17 protein-coding genes and 1 pseudogene are annotated in these 26823 nt (G+C 49.0%); 11 read left to right on the top strand and 7 right to left on the bottom strand.

Going from position 1 to position 26823, the window contains the following annotated elements; all coding sequences use genetic code 11:
* Positions 1-3 precede the first annotated feature (3 nt).
* The 11 genes from dsbD (at position 4) to P6910_RS06495 (ending at position 14356) form a co-directional block, all read left to right on the top strand.
* On the top strand, positions 4-1827 hold the full coding sequence (gene dsbD / locus P6910_RS06545; RefSeq protein WP_317145468.1) for a protein-disulfide reductase DsbD: 1824 nt from the start codon (positions 4-6) through the stop codon (positions 1825-1827).
* Positions 1828-1964: 137 nt separating this feature from the next.
* On the top strand, positions 1965-2411 hold the full coding sequence (gene aroQ / locus P6910_RS06540) for a type II 3-dehydroquinate dehydratase (protein ID WP_317145467.1): 447 nt from the start codon (positions 1965-1967) through the stop codon (positions 2409-2411).
* 217 nt (positions 2412-2628) lie between these two features.
* Positions 2629-3102: an acetyl-CoA carboxylase biotin carboxyl carrier protein gene (gene accB / locus P6910_RS06535; protein WP_317146516.1), complete on the top strand. Its 474-nt coding sequence runs from the start codon at positions 2629-2631 to the stop codon at positions 3100-3102.
* A 10-nt stretch (positions 3103-3112) separates the two neighbouring features.
* A complete protein-coding gene (accC, locus tag P6910_RS06530; RefSeq protein WP_317146515.1) occupies positions 3113-4456 on the top strand; it encodes an acetyl-CoA carboxylase biotin carboxylase subunit in 1344 nt (447 codons plus the stop codon).
* Between the two features lie 318 nt (positions 4457-4774).
* A complete protein-coding gene (gene prmA / locus P6910_RS06525; protein WP_317145466.1) occupies positions 4775-5659 on the top strand; it encodes a 50S ribosomal protein L11 methyltransferase in 885 nt (294 codons plus the stop codon).
* 148 nt (positions 5660-5807) lie between these two features.
* Positions 5808-6665 carry a DUF3426 domain-containing protein gene (locus P6910_RS06520; protein WP_317145465.1) on the top strand — a complete coding sequence of 286 codons (858 nt, stop codon included), beginning with the start codon at positions 5808-5810 and terminating at the stop codon, positions 6663-6665.
* 527 nt (positions 6666-7192) lie between these two features.
* A complete protein-coding gene (dusB, locus tag P6910_RS06515) occupies positions 7193-8134 on the top strand; it encodes a tRNA dihydrouridine synthase DusB (protein WP_317146514.1) in 942 nt (313 codons plus the stop codon).
* The gene (gene fis, locus P6910_RS06510) at positions 8131-8433 is read left to right on the top strand and encodes a DNA-binding transcriptional regulator Fis (RefSeq protein ID WP_317145464.1); all 303 of its coding nucleotides are present in this window, start codon (positions 8131-8133) and stop codon (positions 8431-8433) included. Before dusB ends, fis begins: the two co-directional genes overlap by 4 nt.
* 258 nt (positions 8434-8691) lie before the next feature.
* Entirely contained in the window at positions 8692-10278 is a 1587-nt protein-coding gene (purH, locus tag P6910_RS06505) for a bifunctional phosphoribosylaminoimidazolecarboxamide formyltransferase/IMP cyclohydrolase (protein ID WP_317145463.1), read from the top strand.
* Positions 10279-10389: 111 nt separating this feature from the next.
* Positions 10390-11673, top strand: a complete 1284-nt coding sequence (gene purD, locus P6910_RS06500; protein WP_317145462.1) for a phosphoribosylamine--glycine ligase — start codon at positions 10390-10392, stop codon at positions 11671-11673.
* Positions 11674-11890: 217 nt separating this feature from the next.
* The gene (locus P6910_RS06495; RefSeq protein WP_317145461.1) at positions 11891-14356 is read left to right on the top strand and encodes a response regulator; all 2466 of its coding nucleotides are present in this window, start codon (positions 11891-11893) and stop codon (positions 14354-14356) included.
* Between the two features lie 33 nt (positions 14357-14389).
* Here P6910_RS06495 and hemE read toward each other — a convergent pair whose 3' ends face one another.
* From hemE to P6910_RS06460, 7 genes and pseudogenes are all read right to left on the bottom strand, one after another.
* Positions 14390-15457: a uroporphyrinogen decarboxylase gene (gene hemE, locus P6910_RS06490; protein WP_317145460.1), complete on the bottom strand. Its 1068-nt coding sequence runs from the start codon at positions 15455-15457 to the stop codon at positions 14390-14392.
* Between the two features lie 185 nt (positions 15458-15642).
* Positions 15643-17070 (bottom strand): FAD-dependent oxidoreductase, encoded by a 1428-nt coding sequence (locus tag P6910_RS06485; RefSeq protein ID WP_317145459.1) that lies wholly within the window; start codon positions 17068-17070, stop codon positions 15643-15645.
* 131 nt (positions 17071-17201) lie between these two features.
* Positions 17202-21659, bottom strand: coding sequence for a glutamate synthase large subunit (gene gltB, locus P6910_RS06480; protein ID WP_317145458.1), 4458 nt, complete (start codon positions 21657-21659; stop codon positions 17202-17204).
* 426 nt (positions 21660-22085) lie between these two features.
* Positions 22086-23177 carry a 3-dehydroquinate synthase gene (aroB, locus tag P6910_RS06475; protein ID WP_317146513.1) on the bottom strand — a complete coding sequence of 364 codons (1092 nt, stop codon included), beginning with the start codon at positions 23175-23177 and terminating at the stop codon, positions 22086-22088.
* A gap of 81 nt (positions 23178-23258) precedes the next feature.
* Complete coding sequence (aroK, locus tag P6910_RS06470) at positions 23259-23777, bottom strand: shikimate kinase AroK (protein WP_317145457.1); 519 nt, start codon at positions 23775-23777, stop codon at positions 23259-23261.
* Positions 23778-23997: 220 nt separating this feature from the next.
* Positions 23998-24357 (bottom strand): annotated as a pseudogene (locus tag P6910_RS06465) (DUF29 domain-containing protein); the annotation flags it as partial.
* Between the two features lie 127 nt (positions 24358-24484).
* A complete protein-coding gene (locus tag P6910_RS06460) occupies positions 24485-26566 on the bottom strand; it encodes a type IV pilus secretin PilQ family protein (protein ID WP_317145456.1) in 2082 nt (693 codons plus the stop codon).
* Positions 26567-26823 lie beyond the last annotated feature (257 nt).

Genomic DNA, 26823 nt, shown 5'->3' with positions numbered 1-26823 from the left:
TACATGGTTCAGCTATTCGCGAGCAATCAAAAATCTCACCTCAGCACCTTTTTCATCATTCTTTTTACCTGGGTTTTTTCCAGTGGTGCTTCTGCTAATTTAAACGCCCTATTGGGAGCCGGGACACAGCAGTTTTTGCCGGTTGAAGAGGCGTTCCAGCTGGAAGCAGAGATCGTAAACAACACACTGCTCCTGCACTTTCTCATTACGCCAGAGCATTATCTTTACAAGGATCGATTCAGCTTTTCCAGTGACGAAAGCACTACCCTGCTTGGTGAGCCAATATTTCCCAAAGGCAAACAAAAGTACGACATTAACTTTGAACAGGACATGGAGGTCTTTCCAAAAAATGTCACTGTCAAAATTCCTGTCAGGAGTTCTGAATCCGAGCCCCAATTCCAGATAAGGTTTCAGGGCTGTGCTGATGCAGGCCTTTGCTATCCGCCACAGACTCTTACTATCACTCTGCCAAACCCCCACATCTCTGGTACTGATCGGGTCAGGTCTTCTGAAAAGATGCCGGATGATGGCAAGGATCAGAGTATCCCGGAATCCTTTGTCGACAAGAACCTTCCTGTTACGCTTCTGCTGTTTTTACTGGCGGGGCTGGGGCTGGCCTTCACCCCCTGTGTACTCCCGATGATTCCTATCCTCTCCAGTCTGCTGGTAGGCGCTGCATCAAAGGGAGCCAGTCGAAAAAGAACGCTCACTCTTTCCATTATTTATGTGCTCAGTATGTCGATCACCTTCGCTCTGGCTGGCACTTTGATGGGGCTTTTCGGAGCGAGCCTGAACCTGCAGGCAAAACTTCAATCACCCTGGCTATTGATCCCCTTTGCCATTCTCTTCGTTATCCTGGCTCTGAGCATGTTTGGTCTTTATGAGCTCCAGCTTCCGGAAAAAGTCAGGGATCGTCTGAACAAACAACCTCAGAAGTCAGGAAGTCTCTCAGGTGCAGCCGTCATGGGGATTTTATCAGCCCTGGTGGTATCGCCATGTGTCTCAGCACCGTTGGCAGGCGCACTGATTTACATCAGTTCAACAGGTGACGCACTCATTGGCGGACTCTCCCTGCTGGCTCTTGGCCTGGGAATGGGGCTGCCACTCTTATTGATTGGTCTGGGTGGCAAGAGCCTGCTACCAAAAGCAGGCGGTTGGATGGAAAATGTCAAACGCTGCTTTGGATTCCTGCTGCTTGGCGTTGCCATCTGGATGCTGGAAAGGGTTATTCCAGCACCACTCACGCTCTTTCTCTGGGGAACCCTGGCCCTCGGTGCTGCTGTCTGTCTTGGCGCTATGGACTTCAGCAAGAAGGCCGGGGCCGCTTTATTTTTCCAGGCGCTCGGCCTCGTTCTCCTGATCTATGGCACTCTGATGATCATCGGAGCAGCTCAGGGTCAGGACGACCCATTACAACCTCTTGGCAGAAACAACCAGCCCGCTGAAAACCTTTCAGCAGGGTATTCTTTTCAAACAGTGACAACGGTTAAAGCGCTCCTGGCCCAGCTGGAAATGGCCAGGAAGAGTGGCAAAGCCGCGATGATTGATGTTTATGCGGACTGGTGCATTTCCTGCAAGGTTATGGAAAGAAACGTTTTTCCTGAAGCTATTGCCAAAGTCAGCTCAGGCAACTGGCATTTCATCAAATTTGATATAACCGCCAACACCCCCGAACAGCTCACCTGGCTAAACAATTATCAATTGTTTGGTCCACCTTCCCTGCTATTTTTCGACACCTATGGTCAGGAGCGGAGTGAACTTCGCTCCCTGGGAGAGATTACCTCCTCTGAACTCCAGAAAAAACTGAATCAGACGCTTTCTCCATAAATCTGGATCTAACATCATTGTTGTGGGCTTATATGGCTTTGAAATGCTTGGTAACTGTCTTTAACGTTCAGTAACACGCACGAACTGGACCGTTTGATTTCATTGCGGCACAATAAAGCCAACATGAGAGGATACAGATGGCAACAATACTTGTTCTTAATGGCCCCAATCTGAACCTGCTGGGAACCAGAGAGCCCGGCGTATATGGTGCCACCACACTGGAACAAATCGATCGTATTCTGGCCCAACAGGCTCAAGTGGCTGGTCACCAGCTCAGTTGCTTCCAAAGCAACGCTGAACATGAACTCATAGAACGGATTCATAAAGCCTCTGAAGAACGGGTTAATTTCATCATTATCAACCCTGCTGCTTACACTCATACCAGTGTTGCTATCAGAGATGCCCTGCTGGGTGTTGCCATTCCCTTTGTTGAAGTTCACTTGTCCAATATCCATCGACGGGAGGCTTTCCGACATCATTCCTATTTCAGTGATGTCGCAGAAGGCGTAATCGCTGGACTCGGACCCAAAGGCTATGAGTTTGGTCTGGCCTACGCCATTGACCAGCTCAGTCAGAAGTCTTAGAGGCTGCTCGTGACTGGCTGCATCGTCAGAACGTTCTTCTGAAAAGCCAACTTCTCATAAAGCTAAGAAGCCAAGTGCAGAAAATCACTTCTTTTCTTTTCGGGAATAAAGTGATTTTCACAGTAAAACAATCAAGGCTGCATGATTGAGTGCACCCATGAACATCCTATTAACCACGGGGCAGTTTCTCCCTGTCCAACAGCATTTGAGATCGACGATGGACATCCGAAAAGTAAAAAAGCTCATTGAGCTGCTGGAAGAGTCTGGAATTGACGAGCTGGAAATTCACGAAGGTGAAGAATCTGTTCGTATCAGCCGTTATTCCCAGAATGCTCCGGTAGCCCCACTCGCCGCTCCTCAGGTTATTCCTGCTGCAGTTCCAGCTTCAGTGCCTGTGGCAGCTGTACCTGAAGCTCCGGCAGCAGCCCCGGCGGCTGAAACCAGACCTCAGCTGTCAGGTCACCCTGTAAAATCTCCAATGGTCGGTACTTTCTACACAGCATCATCACCCAGCTCACCGGTTTTTGTTGAGCTGGGACAGCAAGTTAAAGAAGGTGATGTCCTCTGCATTGTCGAAGCCATGAAGATGATGAACCAGATCAAGGCCGACAAGTCAGGCACCATCGAAGCCATTCTGGTTGAAAACGGTCAGCCCGTTGAATACGACCAACCCCTGTTCATTATTGCCTGAGACAGATGCCATGCTGGATAAAATCGTAATCGCCAACCGGGGCGAAATAGCCCTGAGGGTATTGCGGGCCTGTAAAGAACTCGGCATCAAAACCGTAGCCGTGCACTCCAAGGCTGACGAAAGCCTGATGCACGTGCGCCTGGCTGACGAGTCTGTCTGCATTGGTCCCAATAGCCCTTCTGAAAGCTACCTGAATATCCCGGCTATTATCAGTGCTGCAGAAGTGACTGATGCCAATGGTATTCACCCTGGCTACGGCTTTCTCTCAGAAAATGCCGATTTTGCCGAACAGGTAGAACGCAGCGGGTTCACCTTTATTGGTCCCAAGCCAGACGTTATTCGCCTGATGGGTGATAAGGTATCTGCGATTGCCGCCATGAAAAAAACCGGTGTTCCAACTGTTCCAGGCTCTGATGGCCCTATCACAGAAGATGATGAACGCACACTGGACATCGCTCGCCGCATTGGTTACCCGGTCATTATCAAAGCATCAGGTGGTGGCGGTGGTCGAGGCATGCGAGTCGTTCACAGCGAATCCGATCTTCTCGATGCTATCAACTTAACCCAGTCTGAAGCCAAAGCAGCCTTCAATAACGACGTGGTCTATCTGGAGAAATTCCTGGGTAATCCTCGTCACGTTGAATTCCAGGTACTATCAGACAGCCACGGCAATGCTATTCATCTGGGGGATCGTGACTGCTCTTTGCAGCGCCGTCACCAGAAAGTCATTGAAGAAGCGCCTGCACCTGGCATTGATCAGGATGCCAGAGCCACGGTAGCAGCAGCCTGTACCAAGGCCTGTATAGAAATTGGTTATACCGGGGCAGGTACTTTCGAATTTCTGTATGAAGATGGCAAGTTCTACTTCATCGAGATGAACACTCGTGTGCAGGTTGAGCACCCTGTAACAGAAATGATTTCCGGTGTGGATATTGTCAAAGAACAGATTCGCATTGCCAGTGGTCTGCCTTTGAGTATCACCCAGGATGAAGTTGAACTTCAGGGCCATGCTTTTGAATGTCGTATCAATGCCGAAGACCCCAAAACCTTTATGCCTTCTCCGGGTCTGGTCAACCAGTTCCACTCTCCTGGCGGTAATGGTATTCGGGTAGATTCTCATCTTTACAGTGGCTACAGCATTCCTCCTCACTATGATTCACTGATAGCCAAGATCATCACCTATGGTCCAGATCGTGAAACCGCTCTGATAAGAATGAGAAATGCATTGGATGAAACGGTTGTAGATGGCATTCGTACAAATATCCCACTGCACCAGGAGCTGGTGAAGGACAAAAACTTCCAGAAAGGAGGCGTTAGCATCCATTATCTGGAGAAGAAGCTTGAAGATGCCTGATCCTGCTTCCAAAGCTCTCTGAGAACTGCTTTCAGAGAGCTTCCCCTCTCTTCTACTGTAAGTACCTAACCAGTTGGTTTCACATATTCTGGACGGCGGCTTTTTCCATCCTTCTGCGTTCCAACTCTGGTTGCGTAGCTATGGCTACGCGCCCGTCGTTGCGCCTTGAAGGATGAAAAAATCCTCTCGCCAGAATATGCGAAACCAACTGGCCAGGTACTTATTAACTCTTGTCCCACTTCTTCAATCAGCTAGAATGAGACGGACCCGACAGGAAACTTATTCTGCCATTCACTCCCAATCTGTAAGCCCATACCCATGCCCTGGATACAAATTAAGCTAGACACCTCTTCCGATCATGCTGAAGAACTGGAAGACCTGCTTCTGGAAGCCGGAGCCAGTGCCGTAACCCTTCAGGACGGTAAAGATCAGCCCCTGTTCGAGCCCGAGCCAGGCAGCACCCCGCTGTGGCACCATACCATGGTCATTGGACTCTTCGATGCCCATAAAGATATGGACGCTGTAGTAGAGCACTTACAGACTCAATACCAGCAAAGCCCATTTCCTGACCACAAGGTTGAAATTGTCGAAGACAAGGATTGGGAAAGAGAGTGGATGACCCACTTTATGCCCATGCAATTTGGCACAAAACTCTGGGTCTGCCCCAGCTGGAAAGAGATTCCGGAACCTGACGCCATTAACCTGATGCTTGACCCGGGTCTGGCTTTTGGAACAGGCACTCATCCAACCACAGCTCTGTGTCTGGAGTGGCTGGAAAAACAGGAAAACTTCGAAAATCAGTCGGTTATCGACTACGGATGCGGGTCCGGAATACTGGCGATTGCAGCATTATTATTGGGCGCTAAAATCGTAACGGGGGTCGACCTTGACCCTCAGGCACTGGAAGCTACTGTAGATAACGCTGCAAGGAACAAGATCGCCCCGGAAAAACTGAAAGCTTACCTGCCGGATCAGGCCCCAAAAGATAAAGCAGACGTTGTCATCGCCAACATACTCGCTGGCCCACTGGTAGAACTGGCACCGACACTGGCGAGCTATCTCGACACCGGCGGAAAGATCGCTCTGTCCGGTATCCTTTCTGAACAAGAAGACATTATCATCAGCACCTACTCTCAATGGTTCGACCTGGAACCCGCTATACACAATGAAGACTGGATTCTGGTGACCGGAACCCGAAAGTAGCAACCAAAAAAAGATGCGCCATTTTTCGATACAAGGCTCATTTCAAGCTGCTGTCCGGAAGATTTTATTTTTTGGACAGTAGACATCCTTTGCAGCTCTTTGATCTAATAATCACCACTCAATCAAGACAGTAACGCATGCAGGCTTCATGATCAGCTCTCGAATCACCCGCTGCCCAAAATGCCAGACCTCCTTCAAGGTGACCCAGGCACAATTACGAGCTGCCGGTGGTTCCGTTCGTTGCGGTTCCTGTCTCGAGGTGTTTGATGCCCAATCAAACATGTCAGCAGATGCTGCTCCAGAAAGGCCACTCCAGATAAAGCCGCAGGTCAAACCTTCTGAAAAACAATCGAGCCAGCCCGACAAAACAGCGGAACGAAACGCTACCCGAGACAGCAAGCCTGAAGCCAGCACAACAAGAGCTATCGAATCACCTTCTGAAGAGGAGCCCCCCTTCCACTCTTTTCTCGATACTCTGGACAATGAGCACGTTGAAGTTGAGGAAGAACCGGGACGAAGCTCCCTGAAAATTGCGGGCTGGCTCACTCTAATCCTGATTTTCTCTATCACTCTTGCAGGGCAATACGCCTGGTTCAACAGAGATCAGCTTTCACTCGACCCGCGATTGAGACCAGCATATACATTTAGTTGCCAATACCTGAAGTGCTCTCTTCCTGCATTAGTAAACATCAACGCCATCAAAAGCCTGCAACTGCACATCCGCAGCCATCCTCGGCAAAGCGAAGGACTGGTTGTAGACTCAGTGATTATCAATGAAGCCAAATTCCCGCAACCCTGGCCTCGTCTTGAATTAACATTTAGTGACATTAACGGACAGCCCGTAGCCAGCAGACGTTTTCGCCCGAAAGAATATCTGGGCGGAGCTCTGGCCGGATCCAGAGAGATACCCAGCGGACAACCCATAAGGCTCAGCATGGAAATCGTTGATCCCGGCAATGGAGCCACCAACTATCAATTGCGCTTTTTACCTGTCAAACAGCGCTGATTAAAGTTAAAAAAATCCGTAAACCTTGCTTATCTGGTATTTTACCGACGAGGGCATCTCGAAAACCAACTCAAGAAATTGCAATAAGCGCTTGACCCAGATCAAAAAACAATCAGATCACTTAAATTATTACTTGCGGTTTTTCCCACAAAAGTCACTATACAATGCCCTTGGTAAGGTTATATTTCGCAACAGAACACTGCTACTTGGTAATAACTGCTCCTGAAGATAAATGCTATTCCAGTCAGAGCCAACAACAGAACCCTCTTTCGTCTAAAAATTGTACAGAGTATTATACCCGGCTACGCCTGCCTGATCTCCTGAACAGAGACGCTGAAAGTCGTATAAATAAATAGTTGAAAACTCCGCAAGATCGACCTCTTGCTTTTTTCATGATTCCGAGCAGCGATTTAAATCACTTGAGACGGATTTATCGCACTCTTGGCACTACTAACGCTGGATTGAGGCAAACCACCTTGCTGAAGATTGGTCCATACACTATCCAAAGCCCGGTTATCCTGGCTCCTATGGCCGGAGTAACAGACCGCCCATTCAGGCAGCTGTGCTTGAAAATGGGAGCGGGTATGGCCGTCTCAGAAATGGTGACTAGCAACCCAAAACTCTGGAACACCCGGAAGTCTCGACTGAGAATGGACCATCACGCTGAAGAATTCGAACCTCGCTCTGTTCAGATTGCAGGCAGTGACCCGGAGCAAATGGCTATCGCGGCTCGCCTGAACCAGGAGCGAGGCGCCCAGATCATTGATATCAACATGGGCTGCCCTGCCAAAAAAGTCTGTAACAAAGCGGCTGGCTCTGCTCTGATGAGAGAACCTGAACTGGTAGAGCAAATACTGAAGTCGGTGGTTCAGGCGGTTGATATCCCGGTTACTCTCAAGACACGTACCGGCTGGTGTCCCGAAAACAGAAACGGCCTCGACATTGCCTTAATGGCACAGGACTGCGGTATAACTGCTCTGGCCATTCATGGCAGAACCCGTCAGTGTATGTACAAAGGTGAGGCCGAATACGAGACCATTGCCCGGATTTGTGAATCTCTGGAAATTCCAGTGATTGCCAATGGCGACATTACCTCTCCCGAGAAAGCAAAAACGGTACTGGATATCACTGGTGCAGACGCGCTTATGGTGGGCCGTGCAGCCCAGGGGAAACCCTGGATATTCAGAGAGATTAACCACTACCTTGAACAGGGTAAACACCTGCCAGCGCCTGAAAACAAAGAGATTCAGTCCATTTTAACAGGTCACCTTGCTGCGCTTCACGAGTTTTACGGTGAAGTCCAGGGTGTGCGTATCGCCAGAAAACACGTTGGCTGGTATTTGCAGGCCAGTCCATCAGGCGCCAGCCTTCGCAAACGATTCAACAGTCTGGAGTCTGCAGAAGAACAAGAAAACTGCATACTGGAGTATTTTCAAACCTTAAGTCATCACAAGGATATTGCAGCATGACGGCATCCCATATTATTACTGACAAACCCTCTGTCAACGGACAGGCATTGACAAGCCCTATCGAGAGTGAAACACAGACACTCCGCGACAGCGTTGAAAAAGCGATGAACAACTACTTCAGCCACCTGGATGGTCAGGAAGTGACTGATGTTTACCAGATGGTCCTTTCTGAAGTAGAAGCCCCACTTCTGGAAACGGTTATGGCTTACGTCAAGGGGAACCAGACCAGAGCCTCTGTCCTGCTTGGTCTGAACCGCGGCACACTGAGAAAGAAACTCAAGCAATACGACCTGCTGTAATCCCCGCCTTAAAGTCGTATTATGCCACCTGACATGAATACGACTTTATGCGCCCCCTGTCTTTACAACCTGCGAAAGACAAGGCCCATATCTTTTCGAAGAATAACAGGTCAGTAATAACCCCCATATCAGCCCAGGATGGCAGCATTATTTCTGTATTTCCCACTATTCCCGAGAATCGGATGCTGCGAATCAGGTCAAATCCAGCTAGAATCAGTCAGCTTTTCAGGCAACGATTTTTCAGTGAGTAAAGGAACGATGGCAAACGATTTCCAACAGCCACCTCTTCGAAGAGCCCTGATCAGTGTCTCAGACAAAACCGGCATAGTTGAATTTGCCCGGGCACTGCACCAGCGCTCAGTAGAAATCCTATCCACAGGCGGCACCTACAAACTGCTGGTTGAGCACGATATTCCCGCTGTGGAAATCTCGAGTTACACAGGCTTTCCGGAAATGATGGACGGCAGAGTCAAAACCCTGCACCCCAAAGTTCACGGAGGCATTCTCGGTCGCTCCGGTCAGGACGAAGCCGTCATGACCGAACACGGTATCGACCCAATCGATCTGGTTGTCGTCAACCTCTACCCTTTCGAACAGACAGTGAGCCGCGAAGACTGCACCCTGGAGATGGCCATTGAGAACATTGATATTGGTGGTCCTACCATGGTTCGCGCTGCTGCCAAGAACCACAGGGACACCACTATTGTTGTCAACGCAGAAGACTACACCCAGGTACTCTCTGAGCTTGATGAAAACAACGGTTCTGTTTCTGCAGCGACTCGCTTTGACCTTGCGATAAAGGCCTTTGAACATACCGCTCATTACGATGGCGCAATTGCCAACTATCTCGGAACATTAACAGGCAACAAGGAAGAACCAGAAGCCTTTCCCCGCACCTTTAACCGTCAGTACAAGAAAGTCCAGGACATGCGTTATGGCGAGAACCCTCACCAGAAAGCCGCCTTCTATGTAGAAGAACCTGCTCCTGCAGGTACCGTTTCCAGTGCTCAAAAGATTCAGGGCAAGGCACTCTCTTTCAATAACATCGCTGACACCGATGCGGCTCTGGAGTGTGTCAAATCCTTTCAAGCTCCAGCCTGCGTCATCGTCAAACACGCCAACCCATGTGGCGTAGCTATCGGCACCGACATCCTGGAAGCCTATAACAGAGCCTACACAACTGACCCCACATCCGCCTTTGGTGGCATCATAGCATTTAACAGAAAACTCGATGCAGTCACCGCCAAAGCCATCATTGATCGTCAGTTTGTAGAAGTCATCATAGCGCCAGAAATCGACGGCGAAGCAGAAATCATTCTTCAGAACAAAAAGAATATCCGCCTGCTGTGCTGCGGCAACCTGCCAGAAACTGCCGAGCATTTTCTGGATTTCAAACGAGTCAATGGCGGACTGCTGATTCAAGACAGTGACATCAAGGTAACCAGCGTTCAGGAACTGAAATCAGTGACGGAGAGGGCTCCCACTGAAGCAGAACTGAGCGACCTGCAGTTCGCCTGGAAAGTGGGTAAATTTGTTAAGTCCAACGCGATTGTTTATGCCAGAGCTCATCAAACCATTGGTATTGGTGCAGGTCAGATGAGCCGGGTATACAGTGCCCGTATTGCTGGCATCAAAGCCGCTGATGAAAACCTGGAAGTCCGTGGGTCTGTGATGGCATCAGACGCCTTCTTCCCATTCAGAGATGGCATTGATGCGGCCGCCAGTGCCGGAATTACCGCTGTCATCCAGCCAGGTGGCTCCATGAGAGATCAGGAAGTGATTGATGCTGCCAACGAGGCTGGCATTGCCATGGTATTCACTGGCGTCAGGCATTTCCGACACTGATCGAGGCTGCCGCTGGCAAGAGGCACTTACTGTGTCTCTTTTTTCACTCGCTGTACGACCAATTACAAACACTGGTTATTCACCACCAGACTTCCCGGGGACAGGCAACCTATGAAAGTACTCATCATCGGCAGTGGCGGACGCGAACATGCGCTCGCCTGGAAAGTAGCTCAGGACGACAACATAGAGCAGGTTTTTGTAGCGCCTGGAAACGCAGGAACAGCTCTTGAGCCAGGCATCACCAACATCAGTATTGATGTACTTGAACTCGATAAACTGGTTGAATTCGCCAGTAAAGAAAACATCGACCTGACCATTGTTGGCCCCGAAGCCCCTTTGGTGGCCGGTGTCGTTGACCGTTTTGAAGAAGCTAATCTGATCATCTTCGGCCCCTCACAAGGTGCCGCACAGCTCGAAGGTTCAAAGGCTTTCAGCAAAGACTTCCTGGCTCGTCACAACATTCCTACTGCTGACTATCAAAACTTCACTGACATTGATCGGGCCAAAGCCTATGTCCGTGAGAAAGGTACCCCCATCGTCGTAAAGGCGGACGGACTGGCCGCTGGCAAAGGCGTTATTCTTGCTGACACAGAAGAGCAGGCATTTTCTGCCATTGATGACATGCTGGCTGGCAACGCCTTTGGTGAAGCGGGGCACCGGGTGGTTATTGAAGAATTCCTTCAAGGTGAAGAAGCCAGCTTCATTGTTATGGTTGATGGTAAAAACATTTTGCCACTGGTTACCAGCCAGGACCATAAGGCCAGAGATAACGGTGACAAAGGCCCTAACACGGGTGGTATGGGTGCCTACTCTCCTGCACCGGTAGTAACTCAACGTATTCACGAGCGCGCCATGCAGGAAGTGATCATTCCTACCGTGGAAGGCATGGCCGCCGAAGGCAACACCTATAAGGGTTTTTTGTACGCAGGCCTGATGATTGACGACAAGGGCACGCCAAAAGTACTGGAATTCAACTGTCGTTTTGGTGACCCAGAAACACAGCCCATTATGATGCGCCTTCAATCCAGTCTCACTGAACTTTGTCTCGCTGGTGCAACAGGTAAGCTGGATCAAGTGGAAGCCCGGTGGGATGAACGAACAGCACTGGGTGTTGTTATGGCCGCAGGTGGCTATCCTGAGAAATACCACAAAGGCGACATCATCGCTGGCATTGACGAAGCCAACTCAACAGACTGCAAAGTGTTCCATGCCGGTACACAGCTCAGGGGAGAACAAGTCGTGACCCATGGCGGTCGCGTACTGTGTGTCACCGCCCTGGGCAGCAGCGTTAAAGAAGCACAGGACAAAGCCTATCAGGCTTCCTCAAAGATTCAATGGAATAATGCTTATTTCAGGACTGACATTGGCTATCGTGCCATAGCCAGAGAGCATTGAGCATTTAATGCTTTTCAGGTGGAGCGGACAGGATGACCGCTCCATCAGCTGATCCCACCTTACCCCACTCAAATAAACGTCCGCCGACTAATAGAATAAAAATTCATAAAACAGTTATCCCTGAAGCAAAATAACTTTCAAAGTAAAGTTATATAAAATTGCAACAATTTCACTTTTTCGAAGGGCAGCTTAGGGTATACTCACCAACAGTGGAAAAATGGAATTTTCAATAAATATTATGAGAGTTGTATTCAACCGTCTGTTATCCATTGCCCGCCAGACACCTTCAGGCAAAGAGTCAATTTCACGACTCCGTATCAGGGTTGGACTCTGGATTAAAGTAATCTTGCTGCTGTTTCTGGCTGCCTATGGTGCAAAAGCATTCAGTTCTGAAAAGATCACCGATCAGCAGCCTGATAAGGTTTCTATCAATGTTGAGCCTTTCTCAAGCATTTTCATTGATCCGAAAAGCTCCCTCGATCTGGATCAAATCAATGATCTGAATTACCTCTTTCGTTTTGCGCCCTGGCAGAAAGAACTTCTCTACTTCACTAGCCAAAAAGGCACGGCCTGGATCAAGATATCACTGCCTAAGGACGTCAACGTTAAGTCTGTGCCCATTCTCTGGCTTCGGCCGCCACCCGGCGTATCATTAAATGTCTATATTTCAGGTCCAAAGTCTTACAAGCAACTTCCAGATAAACGACAGCAAAATAGTAATATTTATCTCTATAATCTGACGCCCTACATGGATAAGAAACTGGATGTATTTATTGAGATACCCGCCGCCGCCGCAGGCAGCTTACTTGCCTCTCTAAAGTCCCCCAGAGCATTTCTCAGTGATCAGGCATTTGCACACTGGCAAACTGGCTGGCTGCTGGCCTTATTTGTAGTCACAATGATTATGAATGCCATTAACTGGTTTAAGTATCACAAGAAGGCCTATATCTTTCTGGCTGGCTTCTGCTTGATGGGCACGGTGTTTTTGATAAGCTGGCAGGGATTGTTTAATATCAGCGAGTTCGGAGCAGGCTGGCTGCAGAACCTGATGATGAACGCCTCACTGATCACTGGAACCATTCTAATCAGTCAGATAGCTCGCATCAGCTTGACGGGAAACAGTGTCAATCTTATCTACTGCTTTAACATACTTTCTATCATCTCGGCATCATTACTGATTCTTGCTTTGACGGGTACCTCTGCATCTTTGGAACACAGCCTGATGATCAACCTGCTGACGACTCAGGTCTTCTGGTATTGCAGTCTGTTCATCAGAGTACCCGGTGCACTGAAGATTCCGGCCTGGCTTTCCACCCCTTATGCGATTATCCACCTGGTGACTTCTCTGGCTATCCTGGGCGTTATCAATTACAACCCCATAGCTGCCACCTGGATACTGCTTCAAGCGGCCTCAATAACCATTCTTGCCTTCAGCTTTTATTTTGCTAGCCAGAAGCATTTGCCAACAGAATCAGGCCTTTCAAAGAATCCATCACTCAGCCCGACACCCAGAACCCAGATGACAAAAGATAATGATCTTTTCAACGCTATGGGTCATGAACTCAGAACACCTTTGAATGGCGTACTGGGAATGTCTGAACTACTCCAGAGTACACAGTTGACCCCCAAACAGGAAAACTATGTTGAAACCCTGAGATATGCAGGCAATGAGCTCAGCAACCTGATCAACCTGCTTTCTGAAGCATGGAAACTTGAGCAAAACGAAGCCAGCCTTGATATAAAACCCTATGATATCAATGAATTTCTGAACGACTGCCTCTTTAAATTCCGTTTACGGGCAGAACAACTGAATACTGAGCTGATCAGCTTTGTACACCCTGATGTCCCGGATATCAGTGAAACAGATACACGTCAGTTATCACTCATTTTAGAAAGTACCCTGATTCATATCTTCCGCCATATTAAAAACAGTGAAGTCATGATTTCTGTCAATCAGACCTCTCAGCTACCTGGCTCAGGGCCGAAAAGCCAACAACAGAGTAAAGACGGCTACATTCTTTATCAGGTCAGGTACAGCCAGGGACAACAAGTCCTGAACCTGCCAGAGAACACCAGTGAACTGAACTACTCTGAAGCGAAACGACAGGCCGACATTAGCATGCAACTTTACATTACCATCCAACTAATTGAGGCCTTGTCCGGGCACTTCGGCATCATGAATCAAGGCAGCACGCACATCTGGTTTGCCATTCCACATAAGGAACAAACAACAGATGTCATTCATCGGGATGAACAACCACTTTTCTATCACAAAAATGTTAAAGCACTCATTGTTGATGACAATAAAACCTGCAGACAGGTTCTGGCCCAACAATGCGCCCTGATGGGTATCAATACTCTGGATGCTGAAGACGGTCGGGAAGCACTGGCAATGATTCGCAACGAAGCCTATTTGGGAAGAGACTTCGACGTGATCATCCTTGACCACCATATGCCTGGTATGAATGGCATCCAGATGTTAGAGAGGCTTCAGGAAGAGAGTCAGATAGAAATCCCGGGAATCATCATGCTCACGGGCGCCACAAACCCACCCGGAAAACAGCGTGCAGAGAGATTGGGAATCAGTAGATTCCTGACCAAACCTGCTGAATACAAGACACTCCAGAAGACACTGTCACAAGTATTGGGAGAACTCCGACAAGATGAGAATAAGACAGCCTGATGCCAGATAACATCAGACCGGGAATGCAACCAATTATTGTACGTGGTATCGGGCTGACAGTTCATGAACCGCATCGACAAAGACTTTGGCTCGATCAGGCTCGACAAACTGATGAATGCCGTGACCCAGATTAAACACATGACCCTCACCCGGACCGAAATCTCCGAGAATTTTAGCCACTTCTTCTCTTATACGTTCTGGTGATGCGTAGAGAACCGATGGATCCATATTGCCCTGAAGCGCGACTTTATCCCCTACACGACGACGTGCACAAGAAATATCTGTCGTCCAATCCAGACCCAGAGCGTCAGCACCTGTTGCAGCCATAGATTCAAGCCACTGACCACCGTTTTTGGTAAACATAATGACGGGCACCTTCCTACCCTCATGCTCTCTGATCAAACCTGAAACAATCTTTTCCATGTACTTTAAGGAAAATAACTTGTAGCACTCTGGAGAGAGCGCTCCTCCCCAGGTATCAAAGATCTGAACAGCCTGAGCTCCCGCCTTAATCTGAGCGTTCAGATAGCTTGTCACAGAGTCAGCCAGAACATCTAACAATTGGGACAACACCTGAGGCTGATCAAACATCATCGCTTTGATATGACGAAAGTCTTTACTGCTTCCCCCTTCAACCATGTAGGTAGCCAGGGTCCACGGGCTACCGGAAAAACCAATCAGAGGCACACGTCCGTTCAGCTCCGAGCGGATAGTCCGTAGCGCATCCATGACATAACCCAGATCCTTTTCAGGATCGGGAACAGAGAGAGCTTCAGCATCAGTCGCTTTACGAATGGGCTTTTTAAATCTTGGACCTTCGCCCTTCTCAAAATACAATCCCAAGCCCATTGCATCCGGAATGGTGAGAATATCAGAAAACAAGATAGCCGCATCCAGGTCAAAACGCTCCAGTGGCTGAAGAGTCACTTCACAAGCCATTTCAGGATTCATACAAAGCGACATAAAATCACCCGCCCTGCTTCTAAGCTCCCGATATTCGGGCAAATAACGTCCAGCCTGACGCATCATCCATACAGGGGTGACATCAACAGGCTCTTTCAGCAGAGCCCTCAGAAAGCGGTCATTTTTCAGCTCAGTCATGGGGTTTCCAGGATTCAGGGACAGTGCAGTAAATCTTAAAGAAGGCCAAGGCAGACATTTAAAAGCCTCTCCCGGCCAAAAGAAACTACGATGTTACAAAATAAAAGGGGGGAGAATACTCATTCCCCCCCTTATTGACAAATAATCCGCCGATCAGGAGCATTTATCCCGACAAGCTTTCAAGATCAGACATCAAGGTAGTCCATGATCCCTTCAGCCGCCTGACGGCCTTCCCAGATCGCTGTAACCACCAAGTCAGAGCCGCGAACCATATCTCCACCTGCAAAAATTTTAGGATTGGAAGTCTGGAACTTGTAATTGGCCTGCTCCAGCGCAACAACGCCTCCCCACTCGTTCAACTCGATAGAGTGAGACTCAAACCAGTCAGCAGGACTTGGACGGAACCCAAAAGCAATCAGCACCGCATCGGCTTCCAGTATTTCCTCACTGCCCGGAACCGGCTCAGGTCGACGACGTCCCTGCTCATCAGGCTCACCCAGTTTGGTGGTGATGACCTTGACACCTTCTACCTTTCCATTACCGACAATCTCAACGGGCTGACGATTAAACAGGAACTTGACACCCTCCTGTCTGGCATTGGCCACTTCACGGCGCGAGCCGGGCATATTCTCTTCGTCACGACGGTAGGCACATGTGACTGACTGAGCGCCCTGACGGATAGAAGTACGGTTACAGTCCATCGCAGTGTCACCACCACCGAGAACCACGACACGCTTTCCCTTCATACCAATGAAATCAGATGCTTTCTTTTCAAAGCCCAAATTACGATTCACGCTGGAAATGAGGAAAGGCAGAGCATCATGAACACCGGGAAGATCTTCACCCGGAAACCCACCCTTCATGTATGTGTAGGTCCCCATACCCATAAAGACGGCATCGTACTCTTCCATCAGATCGTCCATCAGTACATCTTTACCGATTTCAGTATTCAGTCTGAATTCGACGCCCATTTCTGTGAACACTTCACGACGACGGGACATCACTGATTTCTCAAGCTTGAATTCAGGAATACCAAACGTCAGCAAGCCACCAATTTCCGGGTTCTTATCAAATACAACAGGTTTTACACCATTTCTGACTAGCACGTCTGCACAACCCAGACCCGCAGGACCGGCACCGATCACGGCCACTTTTTTATCAGTCCACACCACCTTGGACATATCCGGGCGCCAGCCCAGAGCCAGTGCCGTATCGGTAATATATTTTTCAGTCGCGCCAATAGTTACAGCACCGAACCCGTCATTCAGGGTACAGGCGCCCTCACAGAGTCGATCCTGGGGACATACACGACCACAGACTTCCGGCAAACTGTTGGTCTGATGAGAAAGTTCAGCGGCTTCAAACAAGTTACCTTCTGAAACCAGCTTCAGCCAATCCGGAATATAGTTGTGCACAGGGCACTTCCATTCACAATAAGGGTTACCACAGGCAAGGCAGCGATGAGATTGCTGCTTGGCCTGTTTTTCACTGTAGGACTCATAGATCTCTACAAAGTCGCTCTTGCGAACCTGTAGAGCCTTTTTTTCCGGATCTTCTCTGCCTACTTCGACAAATTGAAAATGATTGTTAAATCGGTTGTTAAACTGTGACATGGATTTGACCTCATTCGCTGATTGTTTTTATAACGCTCGTGGCGCTGCTACTGCTGCGGCCTATTATTAGCTCAGGGCTGCAACGCACACGGCTGTTCTAAAGACTTTCCTTGCAAGCGGTTGCAGGTGCCCTACTCAGGACGCCCGCGTGTACTCGCCAGCAATGAGTCCAAACTGGCCGCCTTTGGCTTCACCAGCCAGAAACGACCCCGATAGTCGTAAAACTCCTCCTGAAGTTCACGTCCCCATTCACTGCCTGTCTCTTTTACATATTCATCCAGAAGACCCATCAGATGAGACTGATAATCCTCCATGGATTCGGTATCAATTCGGTGAATATCCACCAGTTCGTGATTGTAGCGATCAACAAAGTTGCGCTTCAGATCCAGTACATAGGCAAAGCCACCCGTCATACCGGCACCAAAGTTGTGACCTGTTTCGCCCAATACAACGACCAGACCACCTGTCATATACTCACAACAGTGATCCCCTGCACCTTCGACAATAGCGGTAGCACCAGAGTTCCGCACACCAAGACGCTCACCGGCACGGCCAGCGGCCAGCAGGCGACCACCGGTAGCACCATAAAGAGAAGTGTTACCAATGATAGAGGTTTCATTAGAATTGAAAGCACTCCCCCGGGGCGGACGGATAATCAGGTTACCGCCTGTCATCCCTTTACCCACGTAGTCGTTGGCATCTCCTTCCAGATGCATATCCAGGCCACCGGCATTCCAGACTCCAAAACTCTGTCCGGCAGTACCTTTCAGATTCAGCTTGACCGGACTGTCTGCCATGCCCTGATTGCCGTGACGTTTGGCAATCTCACCCGACAATCTCGCACCGATTGAGCGGTCACAGTTACTCACCGTGAACTCAAACTCGCCTCCCTCACCACTTTCGATGCCTGCCAGACAGGCTTCAACCATAGCCTCTGCCAGCTCACCCTTGTCATAAGAAGGGTTACGTTCAACCTGACAGGTATGGGGCTTATCTTCAGGAATCAGATCGTTGCGAACAATCGGCGTCAGATCGAGGCCTTTTTGCTTGTCAGTGTCACCGGGAAGAAGTTCCAGCAACTCTGTACGGCCAATGACCTCTTCAAGGCTTTTAGCACCCAGCACAGACAGCCATTCACGCACTTCTTCAGCCACAAAAGTGAAGAAGTTCATGATCATCTCAACCGTGCCGATGAAGTGATTTTCCCTGAGATGCTGATCCTGGGTTGCAACACCGGTTGCACAGTTATTCAGATGGCAGATTCTCAGGTACTTACAACCCATGGCAACCATGGGTGTTGTACCAAAACCGTAACTTTCAGCACCCAGAATGGCCGCTTTAACGACATCCAGACCTGTTTTGATACCACCATCTGTCTGAAGACGGACCTTTCCACGCAAATCATTTGCTCTTAGCGCCTGATGAGCCTCTGTCAGACCCAGTTCCCAGGGAGAACCGGCATACCTGATAGACGTCAGCGGACTAGCAGCAGTACCACCGTCATAGCCCGAGATGGTAATCAGGTCAGCATAAGCCTTGGCAACACCCGCAGCGATGGTGCCAACACCCGGCTCTGATACCAGTTTTACGGAAACCAGCGCATCAGGGTTCACCTGCTTCAAGTCGAAGATCAGCTGAGCCAGATCCTCAATCGAATAAATATCATGGTGCGGTGGAGGTGAAATCAGTGTCACACCGGGTACTGAATAACGCAGTCTGGCAATCAGTTTGTTCACCTTGCCACCCGGCAGCTGCCCCCCTTCACCCGGCTTGGCTCCCTGCGCTACTTTAATCTGCAAGACATCCGCATTAACCAGATAATGGGGCGTTACACCAAAACGGCCAGAAGCAATCTGCTTTATTTTGGAAACCCGGTTAGTGCCAAAGCGTGCTTCATCCTCCCCTCCTTCTCCCGAGTTGGAACGACCACCCAGACGGTTCATCGCTTCAGCCAGAGCTTCATGGGCTTCCGGAGACAGAGCACCAAGACTCATAGCGGCGGAGTCGAATCGCTTGAGAATGTCGGTAGCAGGTTCAACTTCATCAATAGCAAGAGCCTGATCGGCAGTTTTAAGGCCCATCAGATCACGCAGGGTGGCAACCGGTCTTTCGTTAACCAGCTTGGAGTAACGACGAAACTCTTCGTAATCACCCGTAGAAACGGCTTTTTGAAGCTGCTGAACGACATCAGGATTGAACGCGTGATACTCACTGTCATGCACGTATTTAAGCAGACCGCCCTGCTGGATGGGCTTTCTCTTCTTCCAGGCAGTCTCGGAAAGCAACTGCTGATCTTGCTGAATCGCTTCAAAACCGGCTCCTTCAATACGGCTCTGAACCCCTTTGAAACAAAGGTCAACAACTTCAGAAGACAGACCAATGGCTTCGAACAGCTGCGCAGCACGATAGGAAGCAATGGTGGAGATACCCATCTTGGAGAGAATCTTCAAAAGACCTTTATCGATACCCTTACGGTAAGCTTTGTAGGCATCCAGTGGGTCTGCGAGAATCTCCCCGGAGCGAATCTGGTCATGAATAATTTCATAGGACAGATAAGGATAAATTGCCGTAGCACCAAAGCCCAGCAGTACCGCAAACTGATGAGAATCTCTGGCTGTTGCCGTTTCAACCAGAATATTAGCATCGGAACGCAGGCCCGTATCAATCAGTCTGTGATGGACAGCACCTGTAGCCATGGCTGCATGTACCGGCAGCTTGTTGTCACTGATATTGCGATCGCTCAGATGAATCAGAGCCTTGCCGTCTCTCACAGCCTGCTCAGCCTCATCACAAATACGCTCAATGGCGGACTTTAAGCCTTCTTCAGGCTTGTAATTGATGTCGATGTAAAGCACATCAAGATCATCATGCTGGTGATGAGCATTGATCAGATTCAGGAATTTGGTTGTCGACAGCACTGGCGATTTGAGTACCACACGGCCCGCATGCTCAGGCGTCTCTTCAAATATATTCTTCTCACGTCCCAGGCAAGTTTCCAGAGACATCACTATCGCTTCACGCAAAGGATCGATAGGGGGATTGGTAACCTGGGCAAACTGCTGCCTGAAGAAGTCATACACAGAACGCACACGACCCGACAAAACCGCCATTGGTGTATCGTCACCCATTGAGCCTACAGCTTCCTGCCCACTCTCAGCCAGAGGACGAATCACCTGATCACGCTCTTCAAAGGTGACCGAGAACATCTTCTGATGAACCTTCAGAAGCTCTGAATCCAGATGCTCGATCTTGTGATCTTCATCTCTGAAACGGGAACGGATACGATAAGAGTTCTGCTTCAACCACTTTTTGTAGGGCTGGCGAGTCTTCAGCTGCTCATCGATATCATGAGCCTGATGCAATTCTCCTGACTCAACATCAATGGCCAGAACTTCACCCGGACCAACACGACCTTTTGCCACCACATCTTCAGGCTGGTAATCGTAAACACCCACTTCAGAGGCAACGGTCAGATACCCGTTTTTCGTAATGACCCAGCGGGAAGGACGCAAACCATTACGATCCAGTGCACAAACCGCACGACGACCGTCGGTAATAACCAGACCTGCAGGACCATCCCAGGGCTCCATGTGCATGGAGTTGTATTCATAAAAAGCCCTGAGACCAGGATCCATGGTATCAACATTCTGCCAGGCAGGCGGAACCAGCATACGGATAGCCCGGTACAGGTCAACACCACCGGTTACCAGAATTTCAAGCATGTTGTCGAGGCTTGACGAATCGGAGCCAGTTCGGTTGACCAGAGGATAGATCTGATCCAGGTCAGGCAGCAGCTCTGATTTAAATTTGTTTCGACGAGCCTGTGACCAGTTTCTGTTACCGGTGATGGTGTTAATTTCACCATTATGAGCCAGCAGACGGAAAGGCTGGGCCAACTTCCAGCGAGGCATGGTATTTGTGGAGAAGCGCTGATGGAATACGCAGATCGCAGTTTCGAACCGGGGATCACCCAGATCCTGATAAAAGTTAGCCAGATCTACTGGCATCATCAGACCTTTGTAGGTCACTACCTGAGTCGACAGGGAGCAGATATAAAAGTCCTGATCCTGCTCAAGCGCCATATTGGTGAAGCGCCGTGCCATATAGAGCCGGGCTGAAAACTCTTCTTCATCCAACTCAACCTGAGACCCTACAAACACCTGTTCAATAACGGGTAGCTGATCTAAGGCAATAGGGCCAAGACAGTCACTATTGACGGGTACTTTTCGCCATCCAATCACTACCAGTTTTTTCTTTTCCAGCTCAGCTTCGAGTTTTTTCCTGGCATGATCGGCTACCGTTTCATCCTGACTGAGGAATAGCATCCCAACAGCGTACCTGGCTGGAAGATCTTTACCCAATTGCTCTTTAACAACAGTGCGGAAGAAGGTATCAGGCGTCTGAATTAATAAACCACAACCATCGCCTGTTTTTCCATCTGCGGCAATACCACCCCGGTGCGTCATGCAGGTAAGTGCTTCTATCGCAGTTGTCAAGAGATTATGACTTTTCTCTCCTTCCATGTGTGCTATAAGCCCGAAACCACAGTTATCCCTGAACTCCCCGGGATTATACAGACCTGCTTTCATAAGCACTCTCTCATCGTAAGTTATTATATGCCTTGAAACTTCTGTCACTCTGGAAGCAGGACTGTTCTATTCCCAGTCAGGCTCCAGGACGATCATTATTCTCGTTTTGCCAAGGCGCTTTATCCTATGACAATGCAGCTCTCCACCCCCCTGCGGTCTTCATACTGTGATGCTGGCTGCATTTCTGGCTCGTGCTACGACGGCTTTGCTGCGGGGGTAACCACACTCAAGGAATATTAATTCATTTTTATGGATTTTAATTCAAAAAAGAGTACAAAAAAAAGAGTATACCCTTAACTACCACTTCACGAAAAATAGGTCGAAGTTGCAGACATTTAACCTCGTCACAAAAGACAAGGGGTTGACCATTTTACACAGCCAACCCCTCAATCACAAATACATAAAAAGAACAATAAGCAATAAGCTCTATATCCTGCACACCTCACTCAGCATCTTATCAAGCACACCTCGGTCAAACCGTTCTGTCACAAAGGCTTTACCGATCTGCTCTAAAAGCACCAGCCTCAATTTTCCATCCAGCACTTTCTTATCAACGGACATCAGTTCAATAAAGCGATCGGGTGACATACCCTCAGGAGTCTCTACAGGCAGATTTGCAGCCTTTAGAATAGCCAAAATCCCCTGTACTTCTCCTCTGGCAATCCGACCCAGTCGGCAGGAGAGCTCAGCAGCCATCACCATACCAACAGCGACGGCCTCGCCATGCAACCATTCGCCATAGCCAGTATGTGTTTCAATAGCATGACCAAAGGTATGACCCAGATTTAAAATAGCTCTGAGTCCGGACTCTTTTTCATCCTCCGCCACCACCCAGGCTTTGTCAGAACAGGAACGATGGATCGCGTAAGTCAGCGCCTGCTGATCCCTTGCCATGATTCGTTCAATATTTGCCTGCAGCCACTGATAGAAGGACTCATCACATATCAGACCGTACTTGATCACTTCGGCAACGCCAGCAGAAAACTCACGGTCAGGGAGTGTATTCAAAGAGTCCGTATCAATCAGGACAACATTGGGTTGATGGAAAGCACCAATCATATTTTTGCCCATAGAATGATTGACACCGGTTTTCCCACCAACAGAAGAATCTACCTGGGACAGCAGAGTGGTTGGAATCTGAATAAAATCAACACCGCGCTGGTACGCGGCGGCTGCAAAACCTGTCATATCACCCACCACACCACCACCCAGAGCGATCAATGTGGTTTTGCGGGTATGACGAGCTTCAAGCAAGCCATCAAAAACTTTCTCAAGAGTGTTAAGATTCTTGAACGCTTCTCCATCAGGAAGAATGACTTCTGTCAGGTCAAAGCCATCAAGCAGGCTGCGCACCCTATCCAGATAGAGAGGAGCAATCGTTTCGTTAGTGACAACAGCCACTTGCTGCCCTTTGATATAGGGCTGGAGCAACTCGGGTCTGGCAGCACCCGCATAAAGGCCTGAACCGATAAAAATGGGATAGCTTCTCTCACCCAGATCCACGTTCAGTTCAAGGATGTTCGACTCTTGCATCAAACGTCTCTCTCTTTTTCTAAAAAACCTTATATCGATTAACTGATCCGAAGGCTTCTTTCTGGCTTATGGCAACTTGCCAACGGTTCGGATGATTTCATTGATCAGTGCTTTGGGTGATAGCAACTCTGTATCCAGCTCGATATCGGCAATACAGGAATAGAGCGGCGCTCTCTCATTCAACAGCTGAGTCAGCACTTGCTCACGATCAGGCCTTTGTAACAGGGGCCTTTTTTTGTCTTTCTCGGTTCTGACCAATTGTGCTGCTACTGATGCCTTGAGGAAGACAACCACTCCGCTGGTACCCAGCTGCTGGCGATTTTCCAGTCTGGTCACAGCCCCACCACCCGTGGCAAGAACAATACCCTGCCTGGAACAGAGATCCTGTATTACCTGTATTTCACGCTGCCGAAAGCCCTCTTCGCCCTCAACATCAAAAATCCAGGGAATTTCAGCACCACTGCGTGCCTCAACCTCATGATCTGAATCGAAAAATGGCAGCCCCAGTTCTTTGGCCAACATCCGCCCGATCGTACTTTTACCGGCCCCCATAGGGCCTACCAGATATATATTTCTCAATGGCATTGTCTTTGTTAGCCTGACTTCCTGCCTGCGTGTGAGGCTGAGCCTAGCGCATCCTGAGTCATGCTGACAACAAAAAACGGGAGCTTTCACTCCCGTTTTTTGTTAGATGAATACAGAGCTTGACTCAGGGCAACCAGTTTAGCTCCATCACCGGATCAAATGACCAGGGACACTCCTGTGGAAAGCTGTTCTTGTCCAAACTATTGCCTTCTGAACGAATCTACTTATTCAACTCTTGTACAGCATCTTTTCTTGCATAGGAATACGCTTCAACCAATATTTCATTCTTGATCTTGTTCAAATGAGGACTTTTTCTGAGCAGTGTCTTAATCTCAATCCTTGGGTTAGTCTTACTGGGCAACCAGATGTAGATCACTTTATCCCGAACCCAGGGGTCTTTCAGAACCCTGAGCTGATAGTCATATTTGAGCAGATGGAGCAGCAGGATGATCAGACTGGACTCAAAGCTGTTTCGCTCACTTCTACCCATCTCCTCAACTTCCTCAATGAGATTATCCAGGTCAAGCTGATCAAACTGACGATTTTCCAGAAGCCTTTTCTGTTGTTGAACCCACTGGTAATAATCAGAGTCTTACAGCTGACTGGAGCGGCCATCCATAACAAGATTCCTCTACCATTGCGGATTCCGTTATAGGGCATTTTTAGGAAGTGATCCCGGTAGGCCTGAACCAACCGGGATGCGGGAATTAACGCAGGGTAATATTATCGTTGACCACTCTGGGTGTAATGAAAATCATCAGCTCGGTTTTGACATCTGAATTGGTGTCTTTTCTAAACAATCTTCCAACATAAGGAATATCGCCCAACACTGGCACCTTAACTGCCCCTTTCTTTTTCTCCTGAGTAAATACTCCACCCAGAACAACTGTTTCACCATCTCTGACCAACACCTGAGTATTCACTTCATTCTTATTGATGGTAGGAACACCATTAGGCGCGTCAGCACCCTGAGAGTCATTGGTAACCGTCACATCCATAATAATACTGCCCTCTGGCGTGATCTGCGGAGTCACTTCGAGAGACAGAACCGCATCCTTGAAAGCTACAGAGGTCGCACCACTGGATGTTTTCTCTTCGTAAGGAATTTCCTTACCCGACTTGATCACTGCTTTAGTCTTGTCAGCGGTTATCACTTTTGGCTGAGAAACCGTTTCACCACCACCATCTGACAGAATGGCTGAAAGCTCAAGATTCAGCAGAGTACTGTTGGTTGCAAAACCAATCGCCAACGTTGCAGCGTTTTCTCCAGCCACTCCAAAATCTAGAAAGGGAGCGTTGTCTGGCAATTGAACAGTTGGCACACCATCGACGATAGTCGCCTGAGTCCCCTGACCACCGACAGCTACATCCCGATTGGCTGAACGATCAAAGTCTGTCGCGCCTCCCCACTTTACCCCCAGATCACGGGTGAAGTTGGAGTTCATATTGACAATCCTCGCCTCGATCATCACCTGTCTGACAGGGATATCGAGACGTTGAATCAGCGCACGCAGTTCATCCAGCTTTTCCTGGGTATCCTTAACCAGAAGACTGTTAGTACGAGCCACCACCTGAACCGAACCACGCTCAGTCAGCAGACTGGTCTCTTCGCCTTCACCGGCAAGAACCGTCGCAATCTCTTCTGCATCTGCGTAATTAATCTGAATCAGATCGGTATAAACAGGCGCCAGCTCACGAATCTGCTTGTCATTCTCCAGTTGCTGACGCTCTCTGGCTGCAATCTCTTCGGCTGGAGCCACAGTCAGGACATTACCTTCAAGTCGCTTGTCCAGACCTTTTGATTTGAGAACGATGTCCAGAGCCTGATCCCAGGGCACATTCTGCAGACGCAGTGTCACGTTACCGCTGACCGTATCTGAGGCCACCAGGTTCAGATCGGTAAAGTCAGCAATCAACTGAAGAACAGCGCGCACTTCGATATCCTGAAAGTTGAGGGACAGCTTGTCTCCCTTATAGGCCAGACCTTTCCGGTCACGACCATAATCTTTATCGGATACCGGCTTAACACTGACTGTCAGTGTGTTATCTGCCTGATAAGCAAGGTAGCTGTAATCCCCCTTGGGCTCGATAACGACCACTGCATTCCCGTCCTCGACCTTGGCATCAATGAATTTTACGGGAGTAGCGAAATCAATGACGTCCAAACGGTTACGTAACCGGCCTGGCAGAACATTCCCCTGAAACTCAAGACGAATGCGACCACCCAGCTCATTCATATCCATTGGAATGTTGGGATCTGCGAGCGTAATAACAACATTACCCTCTCCTTCTTCCCCCCTCTGGAAATCAATATGGGTAATACCCTGGCTGGCAGGATCAGCCAAAGGCGCACCAGAACTGGCTACTGTTGGAAGAACTGAACGAGTATTAGAACCTTCTGCGCCCACATAAACATAGAGCACATTACCGTCTGCTTTAGTGGTAAAACCGGCGGCTGTTTTCAAATTAACAACAAGCCGGGTTCTGCCCCCAGCCTCAAGCACTGTGACACTCTCTGTGTTCTGAAATCCAACTTCGTTATATTTGGGCAGATCGCTGCGAGTGAACGGTAAATCCAAAGAAATCCTGGGAGGCTGCTCTATCGTGTACCCCTTGGCCTCAGGTGCAGGGCCATCGAACATCAGACGCAGCTCTACGATATCACCCGGCAGGGTGCCAGCATCCATTTTCTTGAGTGTTATACCCCAGACAGAAAGCGGCAACCACGCCAACACCATATACAGCAGCATTCGTACTGCGCTGGCTTTCAACACGGGCTTATTATTCATCTAGTGAACCCACTTAGCATTTTTAGAATTGTTGTTCTAATCGGCATGACATCAGAAAAATCCAGTTTCCTAAAGCGATGTCGCCTACCTTGTCATATCAGCCACAGGAGCTCTTATCACAGCAAGTATTACAACGGGCACTGCAACGAGAGCCATACCTTTGTCCCGCCACGTCAAATAAAGACGTGATCTGTGAGGTATGCATGGCAAAGCGGGAAATCCATTTCGAAACTGATCGGACTGTCCTTGAAACATAT

It is taken from the genome of Endozoicomonas sp. 8E (assembly GCF_032883915.1).
Classification (GTDB): Bacteria; Pseudomonadota; Gammaproteobacteria; order Pseudomonadales; family Endozoicomonadaceae; genus Endozoicomonas_A.
This window is presented reverse-complemented; position numbering and strand designations above follow the sequence as displayed.

Coding starts and splice junctions, on each gene's coding strand:
- dsbD (WP_317145468.1), top strand. CDS start 4: ATGGTTCAGCTATTCGCGAGCAATCAAAAATCTCACCTCAGCACCTTT.
- aroQ (WP_317145467.1), top strand. CDS start 1,965: ATGGCAACAATACTTGTTCTTAATGGCCCCAATCTGAACCTGCTGGGA.
- accB (WP_317146516.1), top strand. CDS start 2,629: ATGGACATCCGAAAAGTAAAAAAGCTCATTGAGCTGCTGGAAGAGTCT.
- accC (WP_317146515.1), top strand. CDS start 3,113: ATGCTGGATAAAATCGTAATCGCCAACCGGGGCGAAATAGCCCTGAGG.
- prmA (WP_317145466.1), top strand. CDS start 4,775: ATGCCCTGGATACAAATTAAGCTAGACACCTCTTCCGATCATGCTGAA.
- P6910_RS06520 (WP_317145465.1), top strand. CDS start 5,808: ATGATCAGCTCTCGAATCACCCGCTGCCCAAAATGCCAGACCTCCTTC.
- dusB (WP_317146514.1), top strand. CDS start 7,193: ATGGCCGGAGTAACAGACCGCCCATTCAGGCAGCTGTGCTTGAAAATG.
- fis (WP_317145464.1), top strand. CDS start 8,131: ATGACGGCATCCCATATTATTACTGACAAACCCTCTGTCAACGGACAG.
- purH (WP_317145463.1), top strand. CDS start 8,692: ATGGCAAACGATTTCCAACAGCCACCTCTTCGAAGAGCCCTGATCAGT.
- purD (WP_317145462.1), top strand. CDS start 10,390: ATGAAAGTACTCATCATCGGCAGTGGCGGACGCGAACATGCGCTCGCC.
- P6910_RS06495 (WP_317145461.1), top strand. CDS start 11,891: ATGGAATTTTCAATAAATATTATGAGAGTTGTATTCAACCGTCTGTTA.
- hemE (WP_317145460.1), bottom strand. CDS start 15,457: ATGACTGAGCTGAAAAATGACCGCTTTCTGAGGGCTCTGCTGAAAGAG.
- P6910_RS06485 (WP_317145459.1), bottom strand. CDS start 17,070: ATGTCACAGTTTAACAACCGATTTAACAATCATTTTCAATTTGTCGAA.
- gltB (WP_317145458.1), bottom strand. CDS start 21,659: ATGAAAGCAGGTCTGTATAATCCCGGGGAGTTCAGGGATAACTGTGGT.
- aroK (WP_317145457.1), bottom strand. CDS start 23,777: ATGCCATTGAGAAATATATATCTGGTAGGCCCTATGGGGGCCGGTAAA.
- P6910_RS06460 (WP_317145456.1), bottom strand. CDS start 26,566: ATGAATAATAAGCCCGTGTTGAAAGCCAGCGCAGTACGAATGCTGCTG.